This window comes from Streptomyces sp. E2N166, assembly GCF_003671715.1.
Taxonomy (GTDB): Bacteria; Actinomycetota; Actinomycetes; order Streptomycetales; family Streptomycetaceae; genus Streptomyces; species Streptomyces thinghirensis.
The window spans coordinates 254,198-276,396 of the sequence record NZ_RAIF01000018.1 but is presented as its reverse complement, the minus strand read 5'-3'; the positions used below and the strand labels follow the sequence as shown (position 1 = coordinate 276,396).

The window sequence follows — 22,199 nt, the reverse complement described above, 5'->3', positions numbered from 1 at the left end:
GTCAAGTGATCGATTCGTGGGTAGCATGCTCGTGTGCCTGGCGCTCCACCGACCAATGGAGTTCCGGTACATGTCGTTTTCCCTCCTGACCAGAGGGGCGACGGCAGACCGAATCGGGGGAAGAAGTACCGGGGGGACCGTCGGTTTCCACGCCTGTTCAGATCGCCCACGTACGGGCTTTTTCCCCTTGCGACGACGCAAGGAAGACACGAATGAACAGCAATGCATTGCGCATGGCCGCCGTTTCGGCCGTCACGGCCATCGCTCTCGGAGGGACCGCGGGGCTGGCCCAGGCGGCGCAGTCCGCCCCGGCGAGCGCGACGCGGACCGCCGTCACGGCCACGCAGCAGGCCGAGGCCCAGCAGGCGGCGCGCACCCTGCTGGCGAGCCCGCTGGCAGCCGAACTCTCCGCGGCCGAGCGCTCGGAGATGCGCGCCGTCGCCGACGGCCAGTACGCGGCGGCCGGCAAGTGGGGTGCCATCAAGGCCGCGTTCAGCAAGGTCGGCGGCTTCGCGAAGGCCATCAAGGGCAAGTACAGCGACTTCAAGAAGTGGTACGACGGCCTGTCCTGGTGGGTGAAGGCGCCGCTCAAGGCCGTCACCCCGGGACTGACGCTCCTCGAGATCTACAACGCCCTTCGCTGACGCGGGCCCACTCGGCCGAACACGAAGACACGGAGTACTCGGTATGACCGACACCATGTCCCCCCGCGCCGCCACGGAAGGCACGTGGGCCCTGCCTCTGCTCGCGCTCGCTCCCCTGGCACTGGTCAGGCTCTTCACGGAGCCCTCCACGCCGTGGCTCGCCGCTTCCTGGGGGCTTCTGGCCCTGTCCGCCGTCCTGATGGCGGCCGGGTGGAGCACGGCGCTGCGCAACGGGACCCACACGGGCGGGGCTTGGGCCACGTGTCTTCTCGTCCACGGCGCGTTCGTCTGGAATGTCATCGTCCTCGTCCGCCAGTAGCGCGGGAATTGCAGGACCGTGCATTCTCCGCCGAGGAGCAAGAGCGGTAATCGGGGAAGGAAGTCCGAGGGACCTTCGGTTTCCACGCCTGTCAGATCACCTTGAGGCTTCCTTCCCCTTGCGATAACGCACGACGAGTCTACACGAGCGCTATACGGCCCCAGCCGGCGAACGGTAATTCGGCCGGTTTCGGCGATTACTCGAATACGCCTGCCTTCGGCCTGCCTTCGCCCTGCCCACGCCCCAGGAAAATCGGGTTGGTGAACGCCGCCAGTGCCCCCGGCAGGGGTCCCGCCGCCGCCTCGTGCCGCAGTTCCGCCCGTACGTACGCCGCGTACGAGGCGGTCGTCCGCCACTCCACGACGCCCACCCCGGACACCGGCAGCGGTGGCCCGGTGAACAGCACGCCCTGGTCCGTGACGAAGCGCACCGTGCAGCGCGGGGCGCCCGTCACCTCCAGGCGGACGGTGACCGGGGTGTCACCGTCCACGCGCAGCCGCTCGCCGATGCCGGCGTGCTCGCCCCGGCCGCCGGACGCGGTGAGGGCCAGCGACACCTTCGCCGACTCGGCGACGTACGAGCGCCCGGCCCGGATGCCCTCCTGGATCGCCTCCCGGGTCAGGTCGTCGGCGAGGACGACGGTCTGCGGGCGGCCGATGACGTCCGGGGCGCGGTGCGAGTCGCTGCTGCCCATCGCCGGGAGCCAGCCGCGTCCGTCCCGCCCGTCGCGCACGGCGGTGACCAGCATGCTGTCCCAGTCGGCCAGCGCCACCTCGTCGTCGGGCGTGTAGGCCCCGTTCCACACCTCGACCGCGTCCGCCTCCCCGAACCCGAACTTCCAGTTGCAGCCGATGCAGGTGGCGTGCGGGTGGGCCGGGACGACCAGGCCGCCGGCGCGGCGGATCTGCCGGGCGAAACGGCCGAAGCGGTTGTCGCGGGCCCGGTAGCGCCAGTCGACGAAGGTGCCGGGATCAGTGCCGAGGGCGACGACGTGGCCGTTGCGGGTCGTCACCTCCTCACCGAGCAGGACCAGCAGGTCGTCCCCTGCCTCCTCGGCCCAGTGCGCGTGCGCCGAGTGCGTGTTGTGCTCGGAGGAGTTGATGAAGTCCAGGCCCGCCGCCCGCGCCAGCGCCGCGATCTCGGCGAGGCCGTAGCGGCCGTCGGAGTACACGGAGTGCAGGTGGCAGTCGCCCCGGTACCAGGCACGTCCCCGCCCCTTGGCGCGCTCGGGCGGATACACCGGCCGTGCGGCCCTGGCCTGCTCCCCGTACGTCAGCGTGATCGTGATCTCGTACGACAGGCCCTGCGGGGCCACCGTGTACGGGCCGAGCGCGATGTGCCACACACCCGGTCGCACGGGTCCCGGGAGGTATCCCGGTGTCGCCTCGTCGGCCCGGACGAAGAACTCCGTGCGCGCGCCGCCCGACCAGCCGCGGAAGCCCCGGCCCCCCAGATCGGTGCCGCGCTCGTCGAAGAGGCCGATGTCGAGGGCGTTGCCCTGGGTGCCGGCCGGGACGGTGGGGCGGTCGTAGGTGTAGGCGACCCGGATCTCCCGGACCCCGGCGGGGACTTCGAGCGGGACGTACACGAAATCGGGGGAACCGGGCGGCAGGGTGCCGCGCACGGTCCTGGTCTGCGGGCCCGGGCTGTTCCGGTCCGACGCCGAAGCGAAGCTCACGCTTCCCAACGTAAGCGCGGCGGCGGCTCCCGTCACGAACAGGGCGCGTCTGCCCGGGCCGGTGCCGGCGTGGTCGTCCTCGCACATGCTGCTGCTCCCAGGTGTCGTCAGTGACATGACATCGGTGGTGCAGGGATGGTGCGTGCAACCCTCGTATTGAGCCGTGAACTCCCGTGCAAGGAAAGGGGTGCGACGGATTGAGAGCGGGAAACCGCGCGGTGCGGACACGCGCCCGTCGCGGGCGGGCCGGCGGGACGGGCCCGGCGTCCTGATCACCCCGCTCGTATGCTCGAAGGATGACGACTTCCGCGACCTCCGGAACCGGACCCACCGACCCCACCGGTCCCACCGAGAACTCCCTGCGTCGCGCCCTCAAACGCGCTCGGGACGGCGTCGCCCTCGACGTGTCCGAGGCGGCGGTGCTGCTCCAGGCCCGCGGCGAGCACCTCGAAGCGCTCACCGCGTCCGCCGCCCGGGTCCGGGACGCGGGCCTGGAGGCCGCCGGGCGCCCCGGCGTCATCACGTACTCGAAGAGCGTCTTCATCCCGCTGACCCGGCTGTGCCGGGACAAGTGCCACTACTGCACCTTCGTCACCGTCCCCGGCAAGCTGCGCCGCGAGGGCCACGGGATGTTCATGTCCCCCGACGAGGTCCTCGACGTCGCCCGGCGCGGCGCCGCCCTCGGCTGCAAGGAAGCCCTCATCACCCTCGGCGACAAGCCCGAGGACCGCTGGCCCGAGGCGCGCGAGTGGCTCGACGCGCACGGCTACGACGACACCATCGCCTACGTCCGTGCCATCTCCATCCGCGTCCTGGAGGAGACGGGCCTCCTCCCGCACCTCAACCCCGGCGTCATGACCTGGACGGACTTCCAGCGGCTCAAGCCGGTCGCCCCGTCGATGGGCATGATGCTGGAGACCACCGCGACCCGCCTGTGGTCCGAGCCCGGCGGTCCCCACCACGGCTCCCCGGACAAGGAACCTGCCGTCCGCCTGCGCGTCCTGGAGGACGCCGGCCGTTCCTCGGTCCCCTTCACCTCCGGTGTCCTCATCGGCATCGGCGAGACCTACGAGGAGCGCGCCGAGTCCCTGTTCGCCCTCCGCAAGGTCTCCCGCGCCTACCACGGCATCCAGGAACTGATCATCCAGAACTTCCGGGCCAAGCCGGACACGGCGATGCGCGGCATGCCGGACGCGGAACTGGACGAGCTGGTCGCCACGGTGGCCGTCGCCCGCCACATCATGGGCCCGTCCGCCTGCCTCCAGGCCCCGCCGAACCTGGTGGACTCGGAGTACGAGCGCCTGATCGGCGCGGGCATCGACGACTGGGGCGGGGTCTCCCCGCTCACCATCGACCACGTCAATCCCGAGCGCCCCTGGCCGCAGATCGACGAACTCGCCGAGAAGTCCCGCACGGCCGGCTTCGAGCTGCGTGAACGTCTCTGCGTGTACCCGGAGTTCGTCCAGCGCGGCGAGCCCTGGCTGGACCCGCGTCTGCGCCCGCACGTCGCGGCCCTCGCCGACCCGGCCACCGGCCTGGCCCGCGAGGACGCGACGGTCGAGGGCCACCCGTGGCAGGAGCCGGACGAGGCGTTCACCGCGAGCGGCCGCACCGACCTGCACACCGCCATCGACACCGAGGGCCGTACGTCGGACCGCCGCGACGACTTCGACGAGGTCTACGGCGACTGGGGCGCCCTGCGCGAGGCCGCCGCGCCCGGCATGGCACCGGAGCGCATCGACACCGACGTGCGCCAGGCGCTGGCGACGGCGGCCGACGACCCGACGAAGCTCACGGACGACGAGGCCCTCGCCCTGCTGCACGCGGACGGCCCGGCGCTGGACGCCCTGTGCGAGGTGGCCGACGACGTGCGCGAGTCCGTGTCGGGTGACGACGTCACGTACATCGTCACCCGGAACATCAACTTCACGAACGTCTGCTACACCGGCTGCCGCTTCTGCGCCTTCGCCCAGCGCCGCACGGACGCCGACGCGTACACGCTCTCCCTGGAGCAGGTCGCCGACCGCGCGCAGCAGGCCTGGGACGTGGGCGCGGTCGAGGTCTGCATGCAGGGCGGCATCCACCCGGACCTGCCCGGCACGGCGTACTTCGACATCGCGAGGGCGGTCAAGGAACGCGTCCCCGGCATGCACGTGCACGCCTTCTCCCCGATGGAGGTCGTCAACGGCGCCACCCGCACCGGCATGTCCATCCGCGAGTGGCTCAGCGCGGCCAGGGAAGCGGGCCTGGACTCGATCCCCGGCACGGCGGCGGAGATCCTCGACGACGAGGTCCGCTGGATCCTCACCAAGGGGAAGCTGCCCACGGCGACATGGATCGAGGTCGTGGAGACGGCCCATGAACTGGGCATCCGCTCCTCCTCGACCATGATGTACGGCCACGTCGACCAGCCCCGCCACTGGCTCGGCCACCTGCGCACCCTCGCCGGCATCCAGCAGCGCACCGGCGGCTTCACGGAGTTCGTGACGCTGCCGTTCATCCACACCAACGCGCCGGTGTACCTGGCGGGCATCGCGCGGCCGGGCCCCTCCATGCGCGACAACCGCGCGGTGACGGCGATGGCCCGTCTCCTCCTGCACCCCCACATCCCCAACATCCAGACGAGCTGGGTGAAACTGGGCACAGAGGGTGCGGCGGAGATGCTCCGTTCCGGCGCGAACGACCTCGGGGGCACCCTGATGGAGGAGACGATCTCCCGCATGGCGGGCTCGTCCTACGGCTCGTACAAGTCGGTCAAGGATCTGATCGCGGTCGCCGACGCCGCGGGCCGCCCGGCCAGGCCCCGCACGACGCTGTACGGGCCGGTACCGGAGGAGCGGCAGCGGGCGGCGACGGCCTCCGACGGCCACCTGCCGGAACTGCTGCCGGTACTGGACTGACATCCGGGGAGGAGCAGCGGCACGGGCCGCCCGCAGTACGATGATCGGGCCCCCGGTGTGTCGGGGTTCTCGTAGCTGAGGAGATGCGTGCCCGTGCCTGCCCGACTTCCCTCATGGGCCTGGGTCTCCGGACTGACCGTGGGGGCGATCGCGGCGGTGAGCGTCCTGGCCGTCCAGGCGGGCCAGGGACCCCATCCCACCGCCGCGGACGCCAAGCCGAGCCCCTCCGCGTCGGCCGAGGCGCACCCGACGCCGAAGGAGACCGCCCCGGCCCCGGTACCGGACGGCTCCGGCACCGGGCGGCGCGTCGTCTACTCGGTCGGCCAGGACCGGGTGTGGCTGGTCGACGCCAGCGACGCCGCCCGGCGGTCCTTCACGGTGTGGCCCGGCACGGTCGACCCCGGCCCCGGCAAGTACAGCGTCGGCACCCGGCGCGAGGACCCGACGACGGGCTCGGACGGGATTCAGGTCGAGCAGATCATGTACTTCGCCCAGGAGGACGGTGTCTGGGTCGCCTTCTCCAACGCCGTGGACGGCTCCTCGCCGCCTCCCGCCGCCGCCGACGCGAAGACGGGCGGCATACGGCTGCCCAAGGGGGACGGCGACGCGCTCTGGCAGTTCGCGACCTCGGGCACGACGGTCACCGTGGTCGAGTAGCCGCCGTCTACCGAGCAGCCTCCGTCTGCCCGGACGGCAGGTGCGCCACGATCAGCACGACCCCGCTGAGCAGGAAGACCCGCGTCGCCGCCTCCAGCCCGTTCCAGTCCTCCGACTGCCACATCGCGAACCACTCGCCGCCGATTCCGATGAACCCGGCGCCGAAGAGCAGCATCAGCATCAGCGTGCCGTAGGTGGTCATGCGCCGCGCGGGGGCGTGGTCCCGGCGTATCCACAGCCAGGTCGCGTAGATCAGCACGAACGCGGCGACCGTCTCCCAGACGATGATCGCCACGTACGCCGTGTCCTGGACGCCCTCGCTCGTGATCGCCCGCCACATCAGGTCGTCGTCCTTGAACGTCGTGTCCATCGCGAGGACATGGCGCACGAACTGCTGGTTGCTGTCGAAGTCGGTGATGTTCCCGAGGGCCACGAGGGCGATGTAGAGGGCGAGGATCCCGGTGAGGACGGTGGCTGCGAGAGGAAGCGTGCGTGGAGTGTTGGCCATGAGAGCACTATCGCGAAGCGCGGAACGCTCCGATCGGCGGGGCCCGGGAACGTGATCCTTTCGAAGCGTTCCCGGCCACCGCCGCGAACACCCGACGGCGATCCGTCCTCCGCCGGCTCATCCGAGCAGCCCGATGACGAAACCGCCCGAAGTGTTCACGCTTTCCGATTCCGGCTCACATGGCCACCAGGACGAGCGCGGCCGCGTTCAGAGCCAGGTACCCGGCGGGGAACGCGATGTTGTGGAAGACCCGGGTGCGGACGTGGGCGACGACGGCACCGACGAAGAACAGGACGAGACCGACCGCGGCGGCGATACCGAGGGGCCGGACGCCGAGCAGGCCGATGAGGAGCCCGGCGGCTCCGGCGGCCTTGAGTACGGCCAGCCCCGGGATCCACGACGCGGGGACCTCCACCTCGGCCGAGTTGGCGAGGACGAACCGGGCCCCCATCAGGTCCGCGACGGCGATCCCGGCGTTCGCCACGACGGCGACGACGGTGACGGTCACGTAGGCCGTGAACACACGCCTCTCCTTCCACCCGTTTCCCTGGGCCGAGGGGCCGAGGGAAAGAGGAACCACGGGACCAAGCCTTCATCTCGGCGTGCCGCGACGTCCAATACCTGCGCCTATAACCTGGCGGCATGGACGTCGACACCCGGTTGCTGCGGTATTTCGTGGCTGTGGCGGAAGAGGGAAGCCTCACCCGGGCCGCCGAGCGGCTGTACGTCTCCCAGCCCGCGCTGACGAAGCGGATCCGGCAGTTGGAGGCCGGCCTCGGCGTGGACCTGTTCACGCGGTCGAGGACCGGCATGACCCTCACCGAGCCGGGGCGGACGCTGGCGGAACGGGCCCCCGCACTGCTGGCGGGGTGGGAGCGGGCGCTGCGGGAGACGAGGTCCGCGGCGAGCCGTGCGGCCCGCGTCCTGCGGGTCGGATTCATCGCCAGCGCCGCCAACGAGGCGACACAGCCGATCATCGCCGAGTTCGCCCGGCGCCGGCCGGGCTGGCGGGCCGAGATGCGGCAGGCCGCCTGGTCGAACCCCTCCGCCGGACTCGCGGACGCGGACGTCGACGTCGCCCTGGTACGACTGCCGTTCCCCGGTCAGGACGCGCTGCGGGTGACGGTCCTGTTCAGCGAGCCCCGCTGCGTCGTGCTGCCCGAGGCGCACCCCTTCGCCGCTCGTGAGGTGATCGCCTTCCGGGACCTGTGGGACGAGCCGTTCGTGGCGGCCCCACCGGAAACGGGCCGGTGGCGGGAGTACTGGCTGGCCGCCGACGAGCGCGACGGCCACCCGGTGCGCGTCGGCGCGGTCACCGAGCAGCCGGACGACTGGCTCAGCGCGATCGCCAACGGATACGGCATCGCCCTCGCCCCCGAATCCGCGGCCCGCTTCTACACCCGCCCCGGCGTCGTCCACCGTCCCCTCACCGGGGTGAGCCCCAGCAGTGTCGGTGTCGCCTGGGCCCCCGCCGACGACGGCAACCCCGTCGTACAGGACTTCGTCCGCTGCTGCCGCGAGAGGCGCGTCGCCACGTGAACGCCTCCACACCGTTCCGGCCCTGACCGGCCACCCTCGTTCGAATACAGTGCTGGACGTCGTACGTACGGCCAGTGGTGTGGACAGTGATGAGCACAGTGCCGAGGGGAGGTCCAGGTGGGCGCGACGACCGGTGCCGTCTGGGGCCGTGCCGAGCAGCAGGACTTCCGCAGCCGGGTGCGCGGAACGCTGCTCGGGGTGGCCGTCGGGGACGCCCTCGGCGCGCCCGTCGCCGGGCTGGACCTCGACGGCATCCGCCAGGCCCACGGCGCGGAAGGGATCACCGACCTGGCCCCCGCCTACGGTCGGCGCGGTGCCGTCACCCACCTCACACAGCTCACCCTGTTCTCCGTGGACGGGCTGATCCGCGCGCAGGTACGCCGGGACACCGGCGCCTGGCACCCGCCGACCGACCTGCACCGGGCGTACCGGCGCTGGGCCGCCACGCAGCGCGACTGGGGACCCGACCTGCGGCGCAAGGACGACGGCTGGCTGGCCCACGAGGAGTGGCTGTACGCCCGCCGGGACGCCCCCCGCGCCCTGCTGCTCGGCCTCGGCGACGAGACCATGGGCACCCCGGAGGCACCCAAGAACCCCGGTGAGCGCGGGTCCGAGGCCGCCGCCCGGTCGGCGCCGTTCGGGCTCCTGGTCGGCTGGGAGCCGCAACTGGTCGCCCAGCTCGCCGTGGAGTGCGCGGCCCAGACCCACGGCCACCCCACCGGTTACCTGGCGGCGGGCGCGTACGCCGTGATCGTGCACGGGCTGGCCCGCGGGGAGAGCCTGGACGGTGCCGTGCAGCGGGGACTCGCCCTGTTCACCGCCAGGCCGGGGCACCAGCCCGTGTCGGACGCCCTGCAGCACGCGCTCGGCGCGGTACGCCAGGGGATGCCGGGCCCGGCGCGGGTGACCGAGCTGATCGGCGAGGGGACGGCGGAGGGGCTGGTGGCCGCCGCCGTCTACTGCGCCCTCGTCGGCGAGGACGTACGGCACGGGCTGCGGCTCGCCGTCAACCACGGCGGGCCGTCCGCCGCGACCGGTGCCCTGACCGGCGGCCTGCTCGGCGCGCTGCACGGGGAAACGGCCCTCCCCCCGGCCTGGCTGGCCGAGCTGGAGGGCCGTCCGACGATCCTGGAACTGGCCGACGACTTCGCCATGGAGATGACCCAGGGCCCCGCGCTGCACGGCCCGGCGGGATCGTCGCCGGGGTGGCTGGCACGGTACCCGCGGGGTTAGGGCCTGTCCGAGCGGTCAGCCCTGGTCGCCCACCCGGGTGCGTCCCACCGCGTCCTCCACGCCGCCCGCCGGCGCCGGGACGGCCGCCGCCGCGCCGGAGGCGTCGTCGTCGCCGTCCGTGTTGACCCGCTCGATGATCGCGAGCCGTTCCGGGGTGTCCTCCGGCTTCAGGAAACCGATCAGGACGTACAGGACCAGCGACACGGCCAGCGGGATCGACACCTGGTACTCCAGCGGCACCCCGCCCTCCACGTTCCAGTTGATCGGGTAGTTGACCAGCCAGAAGGCGAGCAGGCCCAGCGCCCAGCTGGTGAGCGCGGCCGTCGGACCCGAGCGGCGGAAGGGCCGCAGCAGACCGAGCATCATCGGGATCGCGATCGGACCCATCAGTCCGGCGACCCACTTGATCACGACGGTGATGATGTCCTTGAACGTCGGCGAGTCGACCTGTGTCGCCACCGCCATCGACAGGCCGAGGAAGACGACCGTCGCCAGCCGCGCCGCCAGCAGCCCGGCGCGCTCGCTCCAGCCCCTGGCCCGCGCCGACAGCACCGGCGCCACGTCACGGGTGAAGACGGCCGCGATGGCGTTGGCGTCCGAGGAGCACATGGCCATGGTGTGCGAGAAGAAGCCGACGATGACGAGGCCGAGCAGGCCGTGCGGCAGCAGCTGCTCGGTCATCAGGGCGTAGGAGTCGGAGCCGTCCGCCTTCTGCGACTCCACCAGCAGCGGCGACATCCACATCGGGAAGAACAGCACCAGCGGCCAGACCAGCCACAGCACCGCCGACAGCCGCGCCGACCGCTCGGCCTCGCGGGCGTTGCTCGTGGCCATGTAGCGCTGGGCCTGGTTGAGCATGCCGCCGTTGTACTCGAAGAGCTTGATGAAGAGGAAGGCGAGCAGGAACACCGTGCCGTACGGGCCGACCAGCGGTTCGCCGTGGCCCTGGAGTTCGGGCTCGTCCCAGACGCCGAAGAAGCCGCCGTGGTCGCCGAGTTTCATGACCACGGCCACGAACATCGCCACGCCCGCCAGCAGCTGGATGACGAACTGGCCCAGCTCGGTCAGCGCGTCCGCCCACAGGCCGCCGATCGTGCAGTAGATGCCCGTGATGACGCCGGTGATCAGGATGCCCTGGTTGAGGGTGATGCCGGTGAAGACCGACAGCAGCGTGGCGATGGCCGCCCACTTCGCGGCCACGTCCACGATCTTCAGCAGCATGCCGGACCAGGCGAGGGCCTGCTGGGTCGGCAGGTTGTACCGGTTCTTGAGGTACTCCAGGGGAGAGGCCACGTGCAGCCGTGAGCGCAGCCGGTTGATGCGCGGCGCGAACAGCTTGGACCCGATGGCGATGCCGAGCGCGATGGGGAAGGACCAGGTGACGAAGGACGTGACGCCGTAGGTGTAGGCGATGCCCGCGTACCCGGTGAACATCACCGCGCTGTAGCCCGACATGTGGTGCGAGATGCCGGAGAGCCACCAGGGCATCTTGCCGCCGGCCGTGAAGAAGTCGCTGACGTTGTCCACGCGTTTGTGCGACCACACGCCGATCGCCACCATGACGGCGAAGTAGCCGATGAGCACGGACCAGTCGAGACCGTTCATGTGCCCCCTTCCGGGGTCCGCCTTGTGAACTCCGCTCAGCTGGCTGGCACTTCGCACGAGCGGGGTAGGGGCGAGGAAGGCCGCGAAGTGCCCGCTCATCGTGGTTGCGCCGACGCGGGCACGACAAGGAAGGGGAGGGTCAAGAGCAAGTAAAAATGTTCGGCTTGCTGACCTCGGTTCACCTACATGAACGCCGACGGCCCTCCCAAGCCGCCTACTTCAGCTCGTCCGGGCACGGCGTGCCCCGCTTCAGCCCGTACGGCGACGCCAGCCGGTACGTGCCCGCCTCGGGGGCGATCAGCACCGTCCACTTGTCGCCCTCGGCGGTCTCCTCCGTCTCCGTCAGGCAGCCGTTGACGTTGTCGTACGTCTTCGGCGTGCCCTCCGGACCGTTCTTGGAGGCCTCCGTCTCCTGGGGCGGCTCCAGCTTCTCGCCCTCGGCGTCGACGAGGCTCAGCCACGGCGAGTACGGCATCCGGACCAGGACGCGGCCCGGCTGCTGCACGTCGATCGTCCACTCGTCCTGCTCGGCACGCTGGACGACCGCGTCGGGCTCCGCCAGTGGCGTCGGGTCGAGTACCTCGAACAGCTGCCAGTTGGCGTCGCCCCAGACCTGCTTCAGGTACGGCAGGCCCCGCTGGATCAGCTCCCGCTCGCGTTTGCCGCCGTCGCCGTCCGGCTCTCCCTTGGGCAGCACCACGTAGTGCACGGCCCAGCGCTTCAGCCACTCGTGGTAGTTGGCCGAGTTGAGCGTGTCGTCGTAGAAGAGCGGGTTGCGTTTCATGTCGGCCTGGCGGGTCCAGCCGCGGGCCAGGTTGACGTACGGCGCGAGCGCCGAGGCCTCCCGGTGGGAGCGGGCGGGTACGGCCTCCACCCGGCCCTTCTCCGCGCCGACCTCCTGCAGCTCGTTGAGGAGCGGCGCCAGCTCGCGCGCCCAGGAAGCGGTCGGCTGGGTGTGGATGACGTCGTCGGCCGACTTGAAGCCGATCCAGCCGACGAAGCCGACGATCGCGACCACGAGCGCGTACCACTTGCGCGTCCGCGCCACCGTGAACGGCAGCGCGGCCACCAGCGCCGCCCCGGCGAAGAGCATCGCGAGGCGGGTGATGTTGGAGCCGATCTGGGAGCTGATCAGCCAGACCAGCAGCACGGACAGGCCGTAGACCGCCGACGTGATCCGTACGGTCGTCCAGGTGCGCGGCACGAACACGTACACCAGGCCCGCGTACAGGACCGGCAGGACCGCCGAGCCGAAGGCCATCGGCTGCGTACCGGAGAAGGGGAACAGAACGGCCGACAGCGCGACGACGGCCGCCGGGGCCAGCCCCAGCGACCAGGCGCCCGGGCGGCGCTTCTGGAGGAACAGGGCCACCGCCACCAGGCCCACGAACAGCCCCGAGACCGGCGAGGCCATCGTGGACAGCGCGGCCAGCGGCGCCGCGCACAGCCCCTTGGCCCACCGCTCGTACCGCCAGCGGTAGGGCCAGCAGAACACCGCCGCGACCGCGCCCAGCCCGAACATCATGCCCAGCCCGAACGTCACCCGCCCCGACGCCGCGTTGCCCAGCAGCCCGAACAGGCCCGCCAGCGACGCCCACAGCGGATTGCGGACCACCCGGCTGCGGATCAGGATCATCGTCAGCAGCCCGGCCGACAGCGTCCCCGCGATCATCATCGTCGTACGCACGCCGAGCAGCGACATCAGATACGGCGAGACGACGCTGTACGACACCGGGTGCATGCCGCCGTACCAGGCGAAGTTGTACGCCGAGTCCGGATGGCGGCCGACGAACTCCGACCACGCGTCCTGCGCCGCGAGGTCGCCGCCACTGTTCGCGAACGTGAAGAACCAGGCGATGTGGAGGATTCCGGCCAGGGCGGTCACGGACAGCGCGGGGTGGCGCAGCATGCGCTCGCGCAGGGCCAGGAAGGCGGACTTCACAGCGGACGGCGCTTTCGGCTCGGCGCGGTCCGGCTCACGGCCGCCACTCGCCGGGCCACTGCCGGCCCTCCCGCTCCGCCCGCTCTCCCCGGCGTCCTCGCGGGGCGCGGGTACGCGCGGTCGCGGGCCGGCTCCCGGGTCCGGATCGGCGTCGTCGGCGCGTGTCGGCTCCGCAGTGGCCACCTGAAGGCACTCCCCGTGTCCCGTCTTCCGCTTCGGCCGTGTCCCGTTCCCGTGACCGGCGGCCTGCCCCGTTTCGTGACGCTAGCACGCGCTCCCGCACCGTGGCTTCCTCCCCTCCGGGGCCCGGCGGCCACCCTCCGGGACCTTCCAGGAGCTTCCGGGACGCAAACGCCCCCGCGGCCTGGTGGCCGCGGGGGCGTCCCGCGCCGGTGCGGCCCGAGCGGGCCGGCCGTCAGCCCAGGCGGGTCAGCCGGTCCATGAGGGCGGGCTCCACGAGGTCCTCCTGGAGGGCGACCGGCACCTTCACCGCTCCGGCCGCCTCGCCGTCGCCGACCGTGAGCGTGCCGACCTTCGTGCCGGCCGCGGCCGTGTGCGGCACCTCGTCCGCCTCGAACGTCAGCTTGACGGTCAGGCCCGGCCAGCCGACGGCCTTGACGTCCTGTGTGGCGACGACCGGCGTCCGGCCGCCGAGGCCGTCGTCGACGTACCCGACGACGCTCCCCTTCTTCAGGATCGTCGACGACTCCAGGGTGTCCTGCGCGGCCCTGATCAGCTTGTCGCTGGAGTCCAGCGCGGCACCGAGGATGGTGTTGTCCTTGCCGCCCGCCGGCTGGCGGACCACGGCACCGACGATGGTCCGGGTCTCACCGCCGACCTCCTTCTTCGCCGCGAAGACCAGGTTGCCGAGCGCGGAGGTGGTGGTGCCGGTCTTGATGCCGACGACGTCGTTGTGGCCGACCAGGTGGTTCCAGTTGGAGTGGTTGACGCCCTTGTAGTCGTCGTACGACATCATCGCGGCGACCTCGCGGAAGGCGGGCGACTTCATCGCCTCCTTGGCCAGCTTCACCTGGTCCACGGCCGTGCTCACCGTCGTGTTGTCCAGTCCCGACGGGTCGGTGTACGTCGTGTTCGTCATGCCGAGGTCCTCGGCGGCGGCGTTCATCTTCTCCACGAACGCCTTCTCGGACCCCGCGTCCCATCGGGCGAGCAGCCGCGCCACGTTGTTCGCGGACGCGATCAGGATGCTTTCCAGGGCCTCGCGCTGCGAGATCGAGTCGCCCTGGAACACGTCGACGGTCGACTCCTGGCCGGCCTGCGACTGGTCCTCCGCCGCCTGGTCGATCTCGATCTTCGGGCCCTCGGCGCCGCTCTTGAGCGGGTGGTCGCGCAGGACCACGTACGCGGTCATGACCTTGGCGACACTCGCGATCGGCACGGGCTTCTGATCGCCGGACGACCCGAACGTGCCGATGCCCTGCACGTCCAGCGCGGCCTGCCCGCTGGACGGCCACGGGATCTCGGGCTTGCCGCCCTCGAAGGTGAAACTGTCCTGCGCCGTGAGGTCGAGTTCCGGCGCGGGCAGTTCGCGCATCGACTGCACGACGCCGAAGACGATCACCAGCAGGATGACGAGCGGGGTCCAGATCTTGACCCGGCGCACCGTCGTCCGCAGCGGGGTCTCCGGGGGCGGCGGGGTGTTCGTCAGCTCCGCCAGCAGGTCCAGCGGCGGCTTCGGCGGCAGCGGCTGCTGCGTCGTCCGCTCGGGCCCGACCTGCGGTACGGCGGCGGTGGCCCCGGTACGGGGTGCCTGCGGCGCCCTGGGGGCCTCGGGCGGGGGCTTGCGCGTCGCGGGGTCGTCCGGGTGCCGGAGCGCGACGAACTTGCTGGTCCGCTCGGCGTCGGTCTCGGCGGGCCGTACGGGGGCGTCGGCGCCCTTGCCGGTCTTCTTGGGCGGGTTGGCGGTGTCGCCCAGCTTCAGCATGGTCGTCGGCTGGTCGACGGCGGGTGCGGAGGGCCGCGGTGCCTTGAAGACGGCGGTGGGCTGATCGACGGGACGCTCGCCGTCCGCGCTCTCGGCGGGGCCCGCGGGTGCGTCGGATCGGCCGCCGGGCTCGCCGTCCGGGTGCTCTTCGGCGTCCGCGTGCTCTTCGGCGTCCTCGGACGCGTCGGAGTCCGCGGTGGCGGCAGCGTCCGCGCGCTCCTGTGTGCCCTCGCGTGCGTCGGGTCGGTCGTCGGACCGGCCGTCCGGGTGCTCGTCGGCCTCCTCGGACGCGTCGGAGCCGGTCCCGGCTCCCGTGTCGGCGTCCGTGGCCTTCGCGCCGCGCTCGTCCTCGGGCACGTCGGAGTCCGCGGTGGCGTCGGGCCGGGTCTCCTCCGCGGCCCCCGCGCGCGGCGTGTCCCCGGCGTCCGCCTCCCCGGCGTCCGCCTCCGCGGCGGCCCGCTCGTCCGCGGTCGCCACCCAGGCCGCGACGGCGTCCCGCAGCCGGCCGTCGGTGGTGGCGGCGGGCTCGGCGCGATCGTCCTCGGAGGTGCCGGACGTATGGGACACCTCGGAGGTGCCGGACTCCTCGGGCGCCTCGGAGGAGCCGTCCTCGACGGGGTTCTCCGAGCCGGCGCCCTCGCCCTCGGCTTCCGCCTCCGTGCCGGACGCCGTGTCGGACTCCGCCTCCGTCTCGCGGACGGACAGCACCCGGGTCGCCGTATCGACGCCCCCACGGGACCCGGTGGACCCGGCGGACGCCGACGGCTTCGCGTCCTCCCGTGCCACCGCCAGCCGCGGATCAAGCGTCTCGCTCGCCTCGGTCCTGGCTTCGGGAACCGGACCCGCGCTCCCCGACGTCGGTTCTTCCGACGACTCGCGCTGCTTCGAACTGTCGGGGGACTCGCCCGCCACCGATGCCTCCTCCATGCGCCGCACGTCGCGTGTGCGCTACCGAACCCGTACCGAAACCATGTACCAGTGTCCTGTGTACGGGGGGAACCCACGCGGTAGACGAGAACGACATACCTACTGGTTCCACTACGAAGCGGTCACGCACCCTCGACAGACCAATGTGAGAGGGGTCACCCTGTCTTTCATCCACGCGGGGAGGCATGGATGGGCAGGAGCCGCAGAACAATTCCGGAGGAGCTTCTGCTGCTGGCGTTGGACCCGACCACGGGTACCACCGCACAGCCGCAGTCGCTCGACCTCGGTCTGGCCGGAGCACAGCTGGTGGAGCTGGCGCTGGCCGGACGGATAGCCCCAGACGGGGATCGTATCGCCGTGGTGGCCCCACGGCCGACAGGAGATCCAACACTGGACTGCGCGTTGGAGTTGCTGCGAAGGCGTGGCGCTCCCGTACGGGCGGTCAACTGGATTGGCGGGCCCCGCCTGGGGCTGCGCCAGACCTACCTCTCGCATCTGGAGCGATGCGGCATGGTGCATGCCGTGGAGGGCCAGATGTGCGGGGTGCTGCCGACGACTCGCTACCAGGCGACGGACACGGCGATCAGCAGGGAGATCAAGGCCCGGCTGGACTCGGCGATCCGCACCGGCGTACCGCCGGACCCGCGGACCGCGGCGCTCGCCGCGCTGGCCCACGCGGTCGGTCTCGGCAAGCACCTCTACCCGGGCAACGAAGGACGCTCGTCACGGTCCCGCCTGCGGGACCTCATCAGGCACGACCCCATGGGCGGACTGGTGGCGCACGCGGTGATGGACGTCCAGAACGGCGCGGCGGCCCAGCCACGCCGTGCACCGGCCCCGGCCGGCCGCCAGGCCGCGGGGCCGGGAGGCAGGCCCGCCCCGGAACCCGCCCGCGGTGTTCCGGCGCAACCGCGCCACGGTTCCATGGCACGTGCGGTGGCCCACTGAACCGCACCCACCGCAGCAACGCACAGCAGTACCGCACCGCCGCACCGCAAGTCCCCAGGCCCGGTCACGGGAGCCGCAGGTCCGCGCGGGGCGGCGGGACCGACCGTACGTCCGGCACGCCCGGACGGCGGCACGGTCCCGCCGCCCCGCGCGGCCATGTGTACGGGTGGCGCCCCGAACTGGCGTGTACGCGGCGCATATCGACCGTTTCCCAGCGGTAGAAAGCACCTTGGTGGCAGTCTGCTCAGCAGCAGATACGCAAAGTGGCAGGTATGAGTCACGCAGCCGGAGGTGCACGTCCCGTGGCGTCCAATGTCAATCCCACCGTCAGGCGACGCCGGCTGGGCCAGGAGCTGCGCCGGCTCCGTGAGCTCAAGGGCATGACGGCCGAAGAGGTGGCGGAGCGGCTGCTGGTCTCGCAGTCGAAGATCAGCCGCCTGGAGAACGGCCGGCGCAGCATCAGCCAGCGTGACGTCCGCGACCTGTGCGGGGTCTACGAGGTCGAGGACCAGCGGATCGTCGACTCGCTGATGCAGATGGCGAAGGACTCGCGCCAGCAGGGCTGGTGGCACGCCTTCGGGGACATCCCGTACAGCGTCTACATCGGCTTGGAGACCGACGCCGAGTCGCTGCGGACCTACGAACCCCAGATCATCACCGGCCTGTTGCAGACCCGGCCGTACGCCGAGGCGCTCATCCAGGGCGCCCTGCCCGAGACTTCGGTCGCCGACATCGAGAAACGGGTCCAGGTCCGCATACGGCGCCAGGAACGCATCTCCGCCGACAGCAACCCGCTGCGGCTGTGGGTGGTCCTGGACGAGGCCTGTCTGCGCAGGGTGGTGGGCGGCAAGCAGGTGATGCGCGAGCAGCTGGAGCACGTCGCCGAGATGTCGCAGCTGCCGCACATCACCGTGCAGGTGCTGCCGTTCGACGTCGGGGCGCATCCCGGCATCAACGGCCAGTACTCGATCCTGGAGTTCGCCGACGCCGCCGACTCGAGCGTCGTGTACATCGAGGGCGTGACCAGCGACCTGTACCTGGAGAAGGCGCAGGACGTGCAGAAGTACACGGTGATGTACGAGCATCTGCGGGCGCAGGCGCTGAACGTGGAGGAGTCGCGGCGGCGCATCGAGGATGTGGCGAAGGAGTACGCCCGCTGACGTGGCGGCGGATGCTACACCCCTGGTACGCGGTACTGGAAGAGTCGCCTGGAATATGCCATCCGGTCGAGTGAATGGCTGCTCCGATCGGCGAGGGCAGCGAGTAGCGTCGATCACGCCAAAGATCAAGCGTCATTGGCGTAAACCGCACTCAGCACTCGCCATCGGAGCAGACATGGCAATTCTTCAGGGCGCCCAGGAATCATGGACCAAGTCCTCCTACTCCGGAGGAAACGGCGCGTGCGTCGAGGTCAAGTCACCGGTCGTGGCGGCACTCGCCGTCCGCGACTCCAAGGTCACCGAGGGCCCGGTCCTGGCCTTCCCCGCCGACGCGTGGAACGCCTTCGTGACCTCGGTCAAGAAGTAACGGCTCCACGCTCCGCCCACCAGCACCGCCGACGGAGCCCTCTCGACCAGTTCGCCGACCTTGCCGAGAGGGCTCTGTTCAGTTCCGACCACGCGTCGGCTCGGCTCGGCTCCGTCGCGCTCAGCTCACGGGGAACGCGATGTCGCACACCGGGTCCTCGGGGCCCGACGCCTCCCAGTCGGCGAAGTACACCTCACGGCAAGGACCCGCCACCGTCAGGCCCTGAGCGGCGACCCACTCCTCCACCGCCTCGAAGGCGGCCAGGATCTGCGGATGGGCCACCTGCGCCTTCGTGATCCGGGTGTAGGCCAGCCGCCGGGCCGGCTCCACCCGCACCTGCGACTGCCGGGCCCGCCCCCGCTCCTCGCTCCACGCCCGGGCCGCCGCCTCGTCGGCGACCGGCACGCACGACTCCGCCGGGCCGTCGCTCTCCATCGACACCTCGGCGTGGTAGACGACGAACGGCGCCGCCGTCACACCCCCGCAGCCCCGCGCCGCCTCCTCCAGCCGGGTCAGCGAGGCCCCGATCCACGCCGGCAGCTCGCCCGCCAGCGTGTGCCGGGTCTCGCTGATCACCACCTGCGCGGGCACGTCCACCGTCTCGACCACGAACTTTCCGTACACCTCGGAGCTCCTCCCCGAAAGACGTCCACGGAGGTAGTCGGCGAGCGTCCGCTGCCCGGCCACCCGGGCCTCCACTCCCGCCCAGTAGGCGTCGAGCAGCACGGCGGCCCCGGGCCCGTCCGCGTGGACCACCTCCGCGACCTTCGCGAGCGGCATGTCCAGCTGGCGCAGCAGGGCCACGAGCCGGGCACGTTCGGTCTGCCGGGTGCGGTAGTAGCGGTAGCCGGTGGCCTCGTCCACATGGGCGGGCACCAGCAGGCCCATACGGTCGTACAGCCTGAGAGCCTTGGCCGACAGCCGGGCCCGCGCGGCGAACGCCCCGATGGTCAGCAACTCGTCGTCGCGTGCATCGTCCACGTCGTCATCCTCCGTCACCGGGCGGCCTGTTCCGCCCGGCGACGACGACGCTCGGGCCTGCCCCAGGGGCAAGGTCAACCCGCCAGGCGCTCCTCCACGGCCGCCACGACCTCGGCCGACTCCGGCTCGGCCTGCGGCGAGAACCGTGCGGCGACCTTGCCGTCCCGCCCGATCAGGAACTTCTCGAAGTTCCAGCGGATGTCCCCGCTGTGCCCCTCGGCGTCGGCGAAGCCCGTCAGACGGTCGTACAGCGGATGCCGGCCCTCCCCGTTCACGTCCACCTTCTCGGTCATCGGGAAGGTCACGCCGTACGTCGCCGAGCAGAACTCGGCGATCTCGTCGGCGCTGCCCGGCTCCTGGCCCATGAACTGGTTGCAGGGCACGCCGAGCACGGTGAAGCCCTGCTCCGCGTACCGCTCGTGCAGCCGCTCCAGGCCGGCGTACTGCGGGGTGAGCCCGCACTTGGAGGCCACGTTGACCACCAGTACGACCCGGCCCGCGTACTGGGAGAGGTCGGCGGATCCGCCCTGGAGGGTGCCGATCTCGACGTCGAGGGGGAGACTGTCGTTGCGCTGCGTGTTCTCTGAGGTCGTCATGCCCGGATGCTAGCCCCGCCACATGTCGTGCCGACGTGCGCGTCACTCGGCCTCGATTGGGTTAAGGACCGCTCGGGAACTCCTGCGCCAGCAAACCGTTGCATAGTCTAAGAGACTGGGGAGGGACGCCTGAGAACAGGGAAGAGGCGACTCTTGAGCGCTGCGACACCGGAGTAGTCATGACCGTGAAGAAGTCGCCGTCCAGTTCCACGATGCTGGCCTGGATGCCTGTCGCGGCCATGACCGTGGTCGCCGTCGTGGACCTCACGGCCGGGCCGGGGGTGGGGCTCCTGCCGCTGGTGTCGCTGGGACCGGCGTTCGCCGGACTGGTCGGCGGCTGGCGGCGTACGGCGGTGATCGGGCTGGTCGCGCTGCTGCTCTGCGTGGGCCTCGGCCTGTACAACGGGCTCTTCGACCGCCCCCGCGGCTACACCGCCATGGTGTCGGTGGCCGGTGTGACCGGCGTCGGGATCGCGGCGGCCGTGATGCGTTCGCGCCGGGAGGCGGAACTGGCCAATGTGCGGTCGATCGCGGAGGCGGCCCAGCGGGTCCTGCTGCGCCCGGTACCGCTGACCGCGGGCCCGCTGCACGCGGCCGTCTCGTACACCTCGGCGCTCGCCGAGGCCCGGATCGGCGGCGACCTGTACGAGGTGATGGCCTCCCCGCACGGCGTCCGGGTGATCGTGGGCGACGTGCAGGGCAAGGGCCTGGCGGCGGTGGAGACCGCGGCCAGGGTCCTCGGCGCCTTCCGGGAGGCGGCGTACGACGAGAAGGACCTGGTCAAGCTGGGCGAGCGGCTGGAACGCAGCGTCGCCCGCGAGCTGGAGGACGAGAAGTTCGTGACCGCGATCGTCGCCGAGATCGGCTACGACCACCAGGTCGTCCTCCTCAACTACGGCCACCCGGCCCCGATGGTCGTCCACCGCGACGGCACCGCCGACTTCCCGGAGCCGCCCTCCTACGCCCTCCCGCTGGGCCTGGCCGTACACGGCGGCCCAGGCCCGGAGCTGTTCTCGGTGCCCTTCACCCCCGGCGACCAGCTGCTCCTCTACACCGACGGCGTGACGGAGGCCCGGGACGAGGCGGGCGGCTTCTACCCGCTCGCCGAACGCGCCCACCTCCTGCAGGACTCCGACGTCCACCGGGCCCTGGACGCCCTCCGCGAGGACCTGGTGCGGCACGCGGCCGGACCGCATCACGACGACGCCGCGATGCTGCTGCTGCGGTACCAGGGCCACGACGGCGGGGCAGCGGCCGGGCCGGCGTGAGCGCCCGGTCAGGCCCGCCGGCCGCCGGCCGACGCCATGCCGAGCCAGGTGTGCGGGTTGCCCTCCCAGCACCAGCCCAGCTTCGGGGCCTTCTGGCTGATCCAGATCGCCGGGACCCGGCGGTCGCCGGACCGTGAGCCGCCCAGCGAGAAGCACTTGTTCTTGACCAGGATCCGCGGCACGTGCGTCATCAGCGCGACGCCCTCCTCGATGGTCAGCGGAGTGCGGCCCCGCTCGGCGACGGTGGCCATCGCGTCGTTGGGTACGGCCCCGCAGAACTCCTCCCCGCGCTCGACGTCGAACAGCAGGTGGACACCGCCCGGGGAGGGTGGCGCGGCCGCCTCGGTCGCGACGAACCGCTCCAGGGAGCCGGGCTCGAAGCTGCGGTCGACGAAGCCGGGCAGCCGGCCGCCGTGCAGCGCGGTCAGCGGCATGGTCCGCTCGATCGGGGCCAGGTCGCGGGCGACGACCAGGACGAAGGGCACCAGGCCGGACGCGGCGGCGTCGTACTCCTGGCCCGGGTCGCCCGCGTGGGCCGCGGCCTCGGCGCGCAGGGGTGCCACCAGTTCGGCGAACTCCTCCTCCGTGCGCCCGGAGAGAGCCGGGTAGCCGAGCGCGACGAGCGTTCGCACCTGCCGGTCGAACTCGGCGGCGGCGTCGAGGACGGGGGAGTCGGTGGTGTGGTGCGTTCGGTCGGTCAAGCGGGTTCCTTCCGTCGAGCCTGTCGCGGGGCGGCCGGGGATGCGGCTGGTGTCGGTCAGGAGAGCTCCCTCGTCGCGATGGCCTCGATGTCGGCCGGGCTGCCCGACATGATCGTCCGGACATGGCGGGTGACCAGTTCGAGAGGCCAGTCCCACCACGCGGCCCGCTGAAGCCGCGCGACGTCGTCGGCGTCGTACCGGCTGCGGATGGGCCGGGCCGGATTGCCGCCGACGACGGTGTACGGCGGAACGTCGGCGGTGACCACCGATCCCGCGGCGAC

The 22,199-nt window shown here is 71.6% G+C and carries 19 protein-coding genes and 1 pseudogene; 10 read left to right on the top strand and 10 right to left on the bottom strand.

Features of this window, described 5'->3' with window-relative positions:
• The first annotated feature begins 212 nt into the window (after positions 1–212).
• Both EBH09_RS15515 and EBH09_RS15510 read left to right on the top strand, forming a co-directional pair.
• Entirely contained in the window at positions 213–644 is a 432-nt protein-coding gene (locus EBH09_RS15515) for a hypothetical protein (protein ID WP_153182665.1), read from the top strand.
• A 43-nt stretch (positions 645–687) separates the two neighbouring features.
• Complete coding sequence (locus EBH09_RS15510; RefSeq protein WP_121747591.1) at positions 688–963, top strand: hypothetical protein; 276 nt, start codon at positions 688–690, stop codon at positions 961–963.
• Positions 964–1,159: 196 nt separating this feature from the next.
• Here EBH09_RS15510 and EBH09_RS15505 read toward each other — a convergent pair whose 3' ends face one another.
• Positions 1,160–2,728, bottom strand: a complete 1,569-nt coding sequence (locus EBH09_RS15505; RefSeq protein ID WP_121747590.1) for a CehA/McbA family metallohydrolase — start codon at positions 2,726–2,728, stop codon at positions 1,160–1,162.
• 209 nt (positions 2,729–2,937) lie between these two features.
• Between EBH09_RS15505 and EBH09_RS15500 the strand changes: the two genes are divergently transcribed.
• Positions 2,938–5,541 (top strand): bifunctional FO biosynthesis protein CofGH, encoded by a 2,604-nt coding sequence (locus tag EBH09_RS15500; RefSeq protein ID WP_121747589.1) that lies wholly within the window; start codon positions 2,938–2,940, stop codon positions 5,539–5,541.
• Positions 5,542–5,634: 93 nt separating this feature from the next.
• A complete protein-coding gene (locus EBH09_RS15495) occupies positions 5,635–6,198 on the top strand; it encodes a hypothetical protein (protein ID WP_193776329.1) in 564 nt (187 codons plus the stop codon).
• 7 nt (positions 6,199–6,205) lie between these two features.
• On the opposite strand, the gene EBH09_RS15490 is transcribed toward EBH09_RS15495, so the two are convergent.
• Both EBH09_RS15490 and EBH09_RS15485 read right to left on the bottom strand, forming a co-directional pair.
• Positions 6,206–6,706, bottom strand: a complete 501-nt coding sequence (locus EBH09_RS15490) for a DUF2165 domain-containing protein (protein ID WP_121747587.1) — start codon at positions 6,704–6,706, stop codon at positions 6,206–6,208.
• Between the two features lie 175 nt (positions 6,707–6,881).
• Entirely contained in the window at positions 6,882–7,229 is a 348-nt protein-coding gene (locus EBH09_RS15485) for a DoxX family protein (protein ID WP_193776328.1), read from the bottom strand.
• 119 nt (positions 7,230–7,348) lie between these two features.
• On the opposite strand from EBH09_RS15485, the gene EBH09_RS15480 reads away from it, so the two are divergent.
• Together EBH09_RS15480 and EBH09_RS15475 are read left to right on the top strand one after the other, a co-directional pair.
• Positions 7,349–8,245 carry a LysR family transcriptional regulator gene (locus EBH09_RS15480; RefSeq protein WP_121747585.1) on the top strand — a complete coding sequence of 299 codons (897 nt, stop codon included), beginning with the start codon at positions 7,349–7,351 and terminating at the stop codon, positions 8,243–8,245.
• Positions 8,246–8,362: 117 nt separating this feature from the next.
• Positions 8,363–9,478: an ADP-ribosylglycohydrolase family protein gene (locus EBH09_RS15475; RefSeq protein WP_121747584.1), complete on the top strand. Its 1,116-nt coding sequence runs from the start codon at positions 8,363–8,365 to the stop codon at positions 9,476–9,478.
• A 15-nt stretch (positions 9,479–9,493) separates the two neighbouring features.
• On the opposite strand, the gene EBH09_RS15470 is transcribed toward EBH09_RS15475, so the two are convergent.
• From EBH09_RS15470 to EBH09_RS15460, 3 genes are all read right to left on the bottom strand, one after another.
• A complete protein-coding gene (locus EBH09_RS15470) occupies positions 9,494–11,083 on the bottom strand; it encodes a sodium:solute symporter family protein (protein WP_121747583.1) in 1,590 nt (529 codons plus the stop codon).
• A 214-nt stretch (positions 11,084–11,297) separates the two neighbouring features.
• Positions 11,298–13,208, bottom strand: coding sequence for an MFS transporter (locus tag EBH09_RS15465; protein WP_121747582.1), 1,911 nt, complete (start codon positions 13,206–13,208; stop codon positions 11,298–11,300).
• Positions 13,209–13,440: 232 nt separating this feature from the next.
• The gene (locus EBH09_RS15460; protein ID WP_238697326.1) at positions 13,441–15,897 is read right to left on the bottom strand and encodes a D-alanyl-D-alanine carboxypeptidase; all 2,457 of its coding nucleotides are present in this window, start codon (positions 15,895–15,897) and stop codon (positions 13,441–13,443) included.
• A gap of 189 nt (positions 15,898–16,086) precedes the next feature.
• Between EBH09_RS15460 and EBH09_RS15455 the strand changes: the two genes are divergently transcribed.
• The 3 genes from EBH09_RS15455 (at position 16,087) to EBH09_RS15445 (ending at position 18,372) form a co-directional block, all read left to right on the top strand.
• Positions 16,087–16,845: a GPP34 family phosphoprotein gene (locus tag EBH09_RS15455; RefSeq protein ID WP_121747581.1), complete on the top strand. Its 759-nt coding sequence runs from the start codon at positions 16,087–16,089 to the stop codon at positions 16,843–16,845.
• Between the two features lie 302 nt (positions 16,846–17,147).
• Positions 17,148–18,005 carry a helix-turn-helix transcriptional regulator gene (locus EBH09_RS15450; RefSeq protein WP_193776327.1) on the top strand — a complete coding sequence of 286 codons (858 nt, stop codon included), beginning with the start codon at positions 17,148–17,150 and terminating at the stop codon, positions 18,003–18,005.
• A 175-nt stretch (positions 18,006–18,180) separates the two neighbouring features.
• Positions 18,181–18,372: a DUF397 domain-containing protein gene (locus tag EBH09_RS15445; protein WP_121747579.1), complete on the top strand. Its 192-nt coding sequence runs from the start codon at positions 18,181–18,183 to the stop codon at positions 18,370–18,372.
• 120 nt (positions 18,373–18,492) lie between these two features.
• Here EBH09_RS15445 and EBH09_RS15440 read toward each other — a convergent pair whose 3' ends face one another.
• Both EBH09_RS15440 and EBH09_RS15435 read right to left on the bottom strand, forming a co-directional pair.
• Complete coding sequence (locus EBH09_RS15440) at positions 18,493–19,371, bottom strand: MerR family transcriptional regulator (RefSeq protein ID WP_121747578.1); 879 nt, start codon at positions 19,369–19,371, stop codon at positions 18,493–18,495.
• Between the two features lie 56 nt (positions 19,372–19,427).
• Positions 19,428–19,949: a glutathione peroxidase gene (locus EBH09_RS15435; protein WP_121747577.1), complete on the bottom strand. Its 522-nt coding sequence runs from the start codon at positions 19,947–19,949 to the stop codon at positions 19,428–19,430.
• A gap of 179 nt (positions 19,950–20,128) precedes the next feature.
• Here EBH09_RS15435 and EBH09_RS15430 point away from each other — a divergent pair, with 179 nt between their 5' ends.
• The gene (locus tag EBH09_RS15430; RefSeq protein ID WP_121747576.1) at positions 20,129–21,217 is read left to right on the top strand and encodes a PP2C family protein-serine/threonine phosphatase; all 1,089 of its coding nucleotides are present in this window, start codon (positions 20,129–20,131) and stop codon (positions 21,215–21,217) included.
• A gap of 8 nt (positions 21,218–21,225) precedes the next feature.
• On the opposite strand, the gene EBH09_RS15425 is transcribed toward EBH09_RS15430, so the two are convergent.
• Together EBH09_RS15425 and EBH09_RS15420 are read right to left on the bottom strand one after the other, a co-directional pair.
• On the bottom strand, positions 21,226–21,918 hold the full coding sequence (locus EBH09_RS15425; RefSeq protein ID WP_121747575.1) for a DUF5701 family protein: 693 nt from the start codon (positions 21,916–21,918) through the stop codon (positions 21,226–21,228).
• Between the two features lie 56 nt (positions 21,919–21,974).
• A pseudogene (locus EBH09_RS15420) lies at positions 21,975–22,199 on the bottom strand (antibiotic acetyltransferase); the annotation flags it as partial.

Bases quoted from the DNA above. Each gene is read 5' to 3' on its own strand.
- EBH09_RS15515 (WP_153182665.1), top strand. From the start codon at position 213: ATGAACAGCAATGCATTGCGCATGGCCGCCGTTTCGGCCGTCACGGCC.
- EBH09_RS15510 (WP_121747591.1), top strand. From the start codon at position 688: ATGACCGACACCATGTCCCCCCGCGCCGCCACGGAAGGCACGTGGGCC.
- EBH09_RS15505 (WP_121747590.1), bottom strand. From the start codon at position 2,728: ATGTGCGAGGACGACCACGCCGGCACCGGCCCGGGCAGACGCGCCCTG.
- EBH09_RS15500 (WP_121747589.1), top strand. From the start codon at position 2,938: ATGACGACTTCCGCGACCTCCGGAACCGGACCCACCGACCCCACCGGT.
- EBH09_RS15490 (WP_121747587.1), bottom strand. From the start codon at position 6,706: ATGGCCAACACTCCACGCACGCTTCCTCTCGCAGCCACCGTCCTCACC.
- EBH09_RS15480 (WP_121747585.1), top strand. From the start codon at position 7,349: ATGGACGTCGACACCCGGTTGCTGCGGTATTTCGTGGCTGTGGCGGAA.
- EBH09_RS15470 (WP_121747583.1), bottom strand. From the start codon at position 11,083: ATGAACGGTCTCGACTGGTCCGTGCTCATCGGCTACTTCGCCGTCATG.
- EBH09_RS15460 (WP_238697326.1), bottom strand. From the start codon at position 15,897: ATGGAGGAGGCATCGGTGGCGGGCGAGTCCCCCGACAGTTCGAAGCAG.
- EBH09_RS15455 (WP_121747581.1), top strand. From the start codon at position 16,087: ATGGGCAGGAGCCGCAGAACAATTCCGGAGGAGCTTCTGCTGCTGGCG.
- EBH09_RS15445 (WP_121747579.1), top strand. From the start codon at position 18,181: ATGGCAATTCTTCAGGGCGCCCAGGAATCATGGACCAAGTCCTCCTAC.
- EBH09_RS15435 (WP_121747577.1), bottom strand. From the start codon at position 19,949: ATGACGACCTCAGAGAACACGCAGCGCAACGACAGTCTCCCCCTCGAC.
- EBH09_RS15430 (WP_121747576.1), top strand. From the start codon at position 20,129: ATGACCGTGAAGAAGTCGCCGTCCAGTTCCACGATGCTGGCCTGGATG.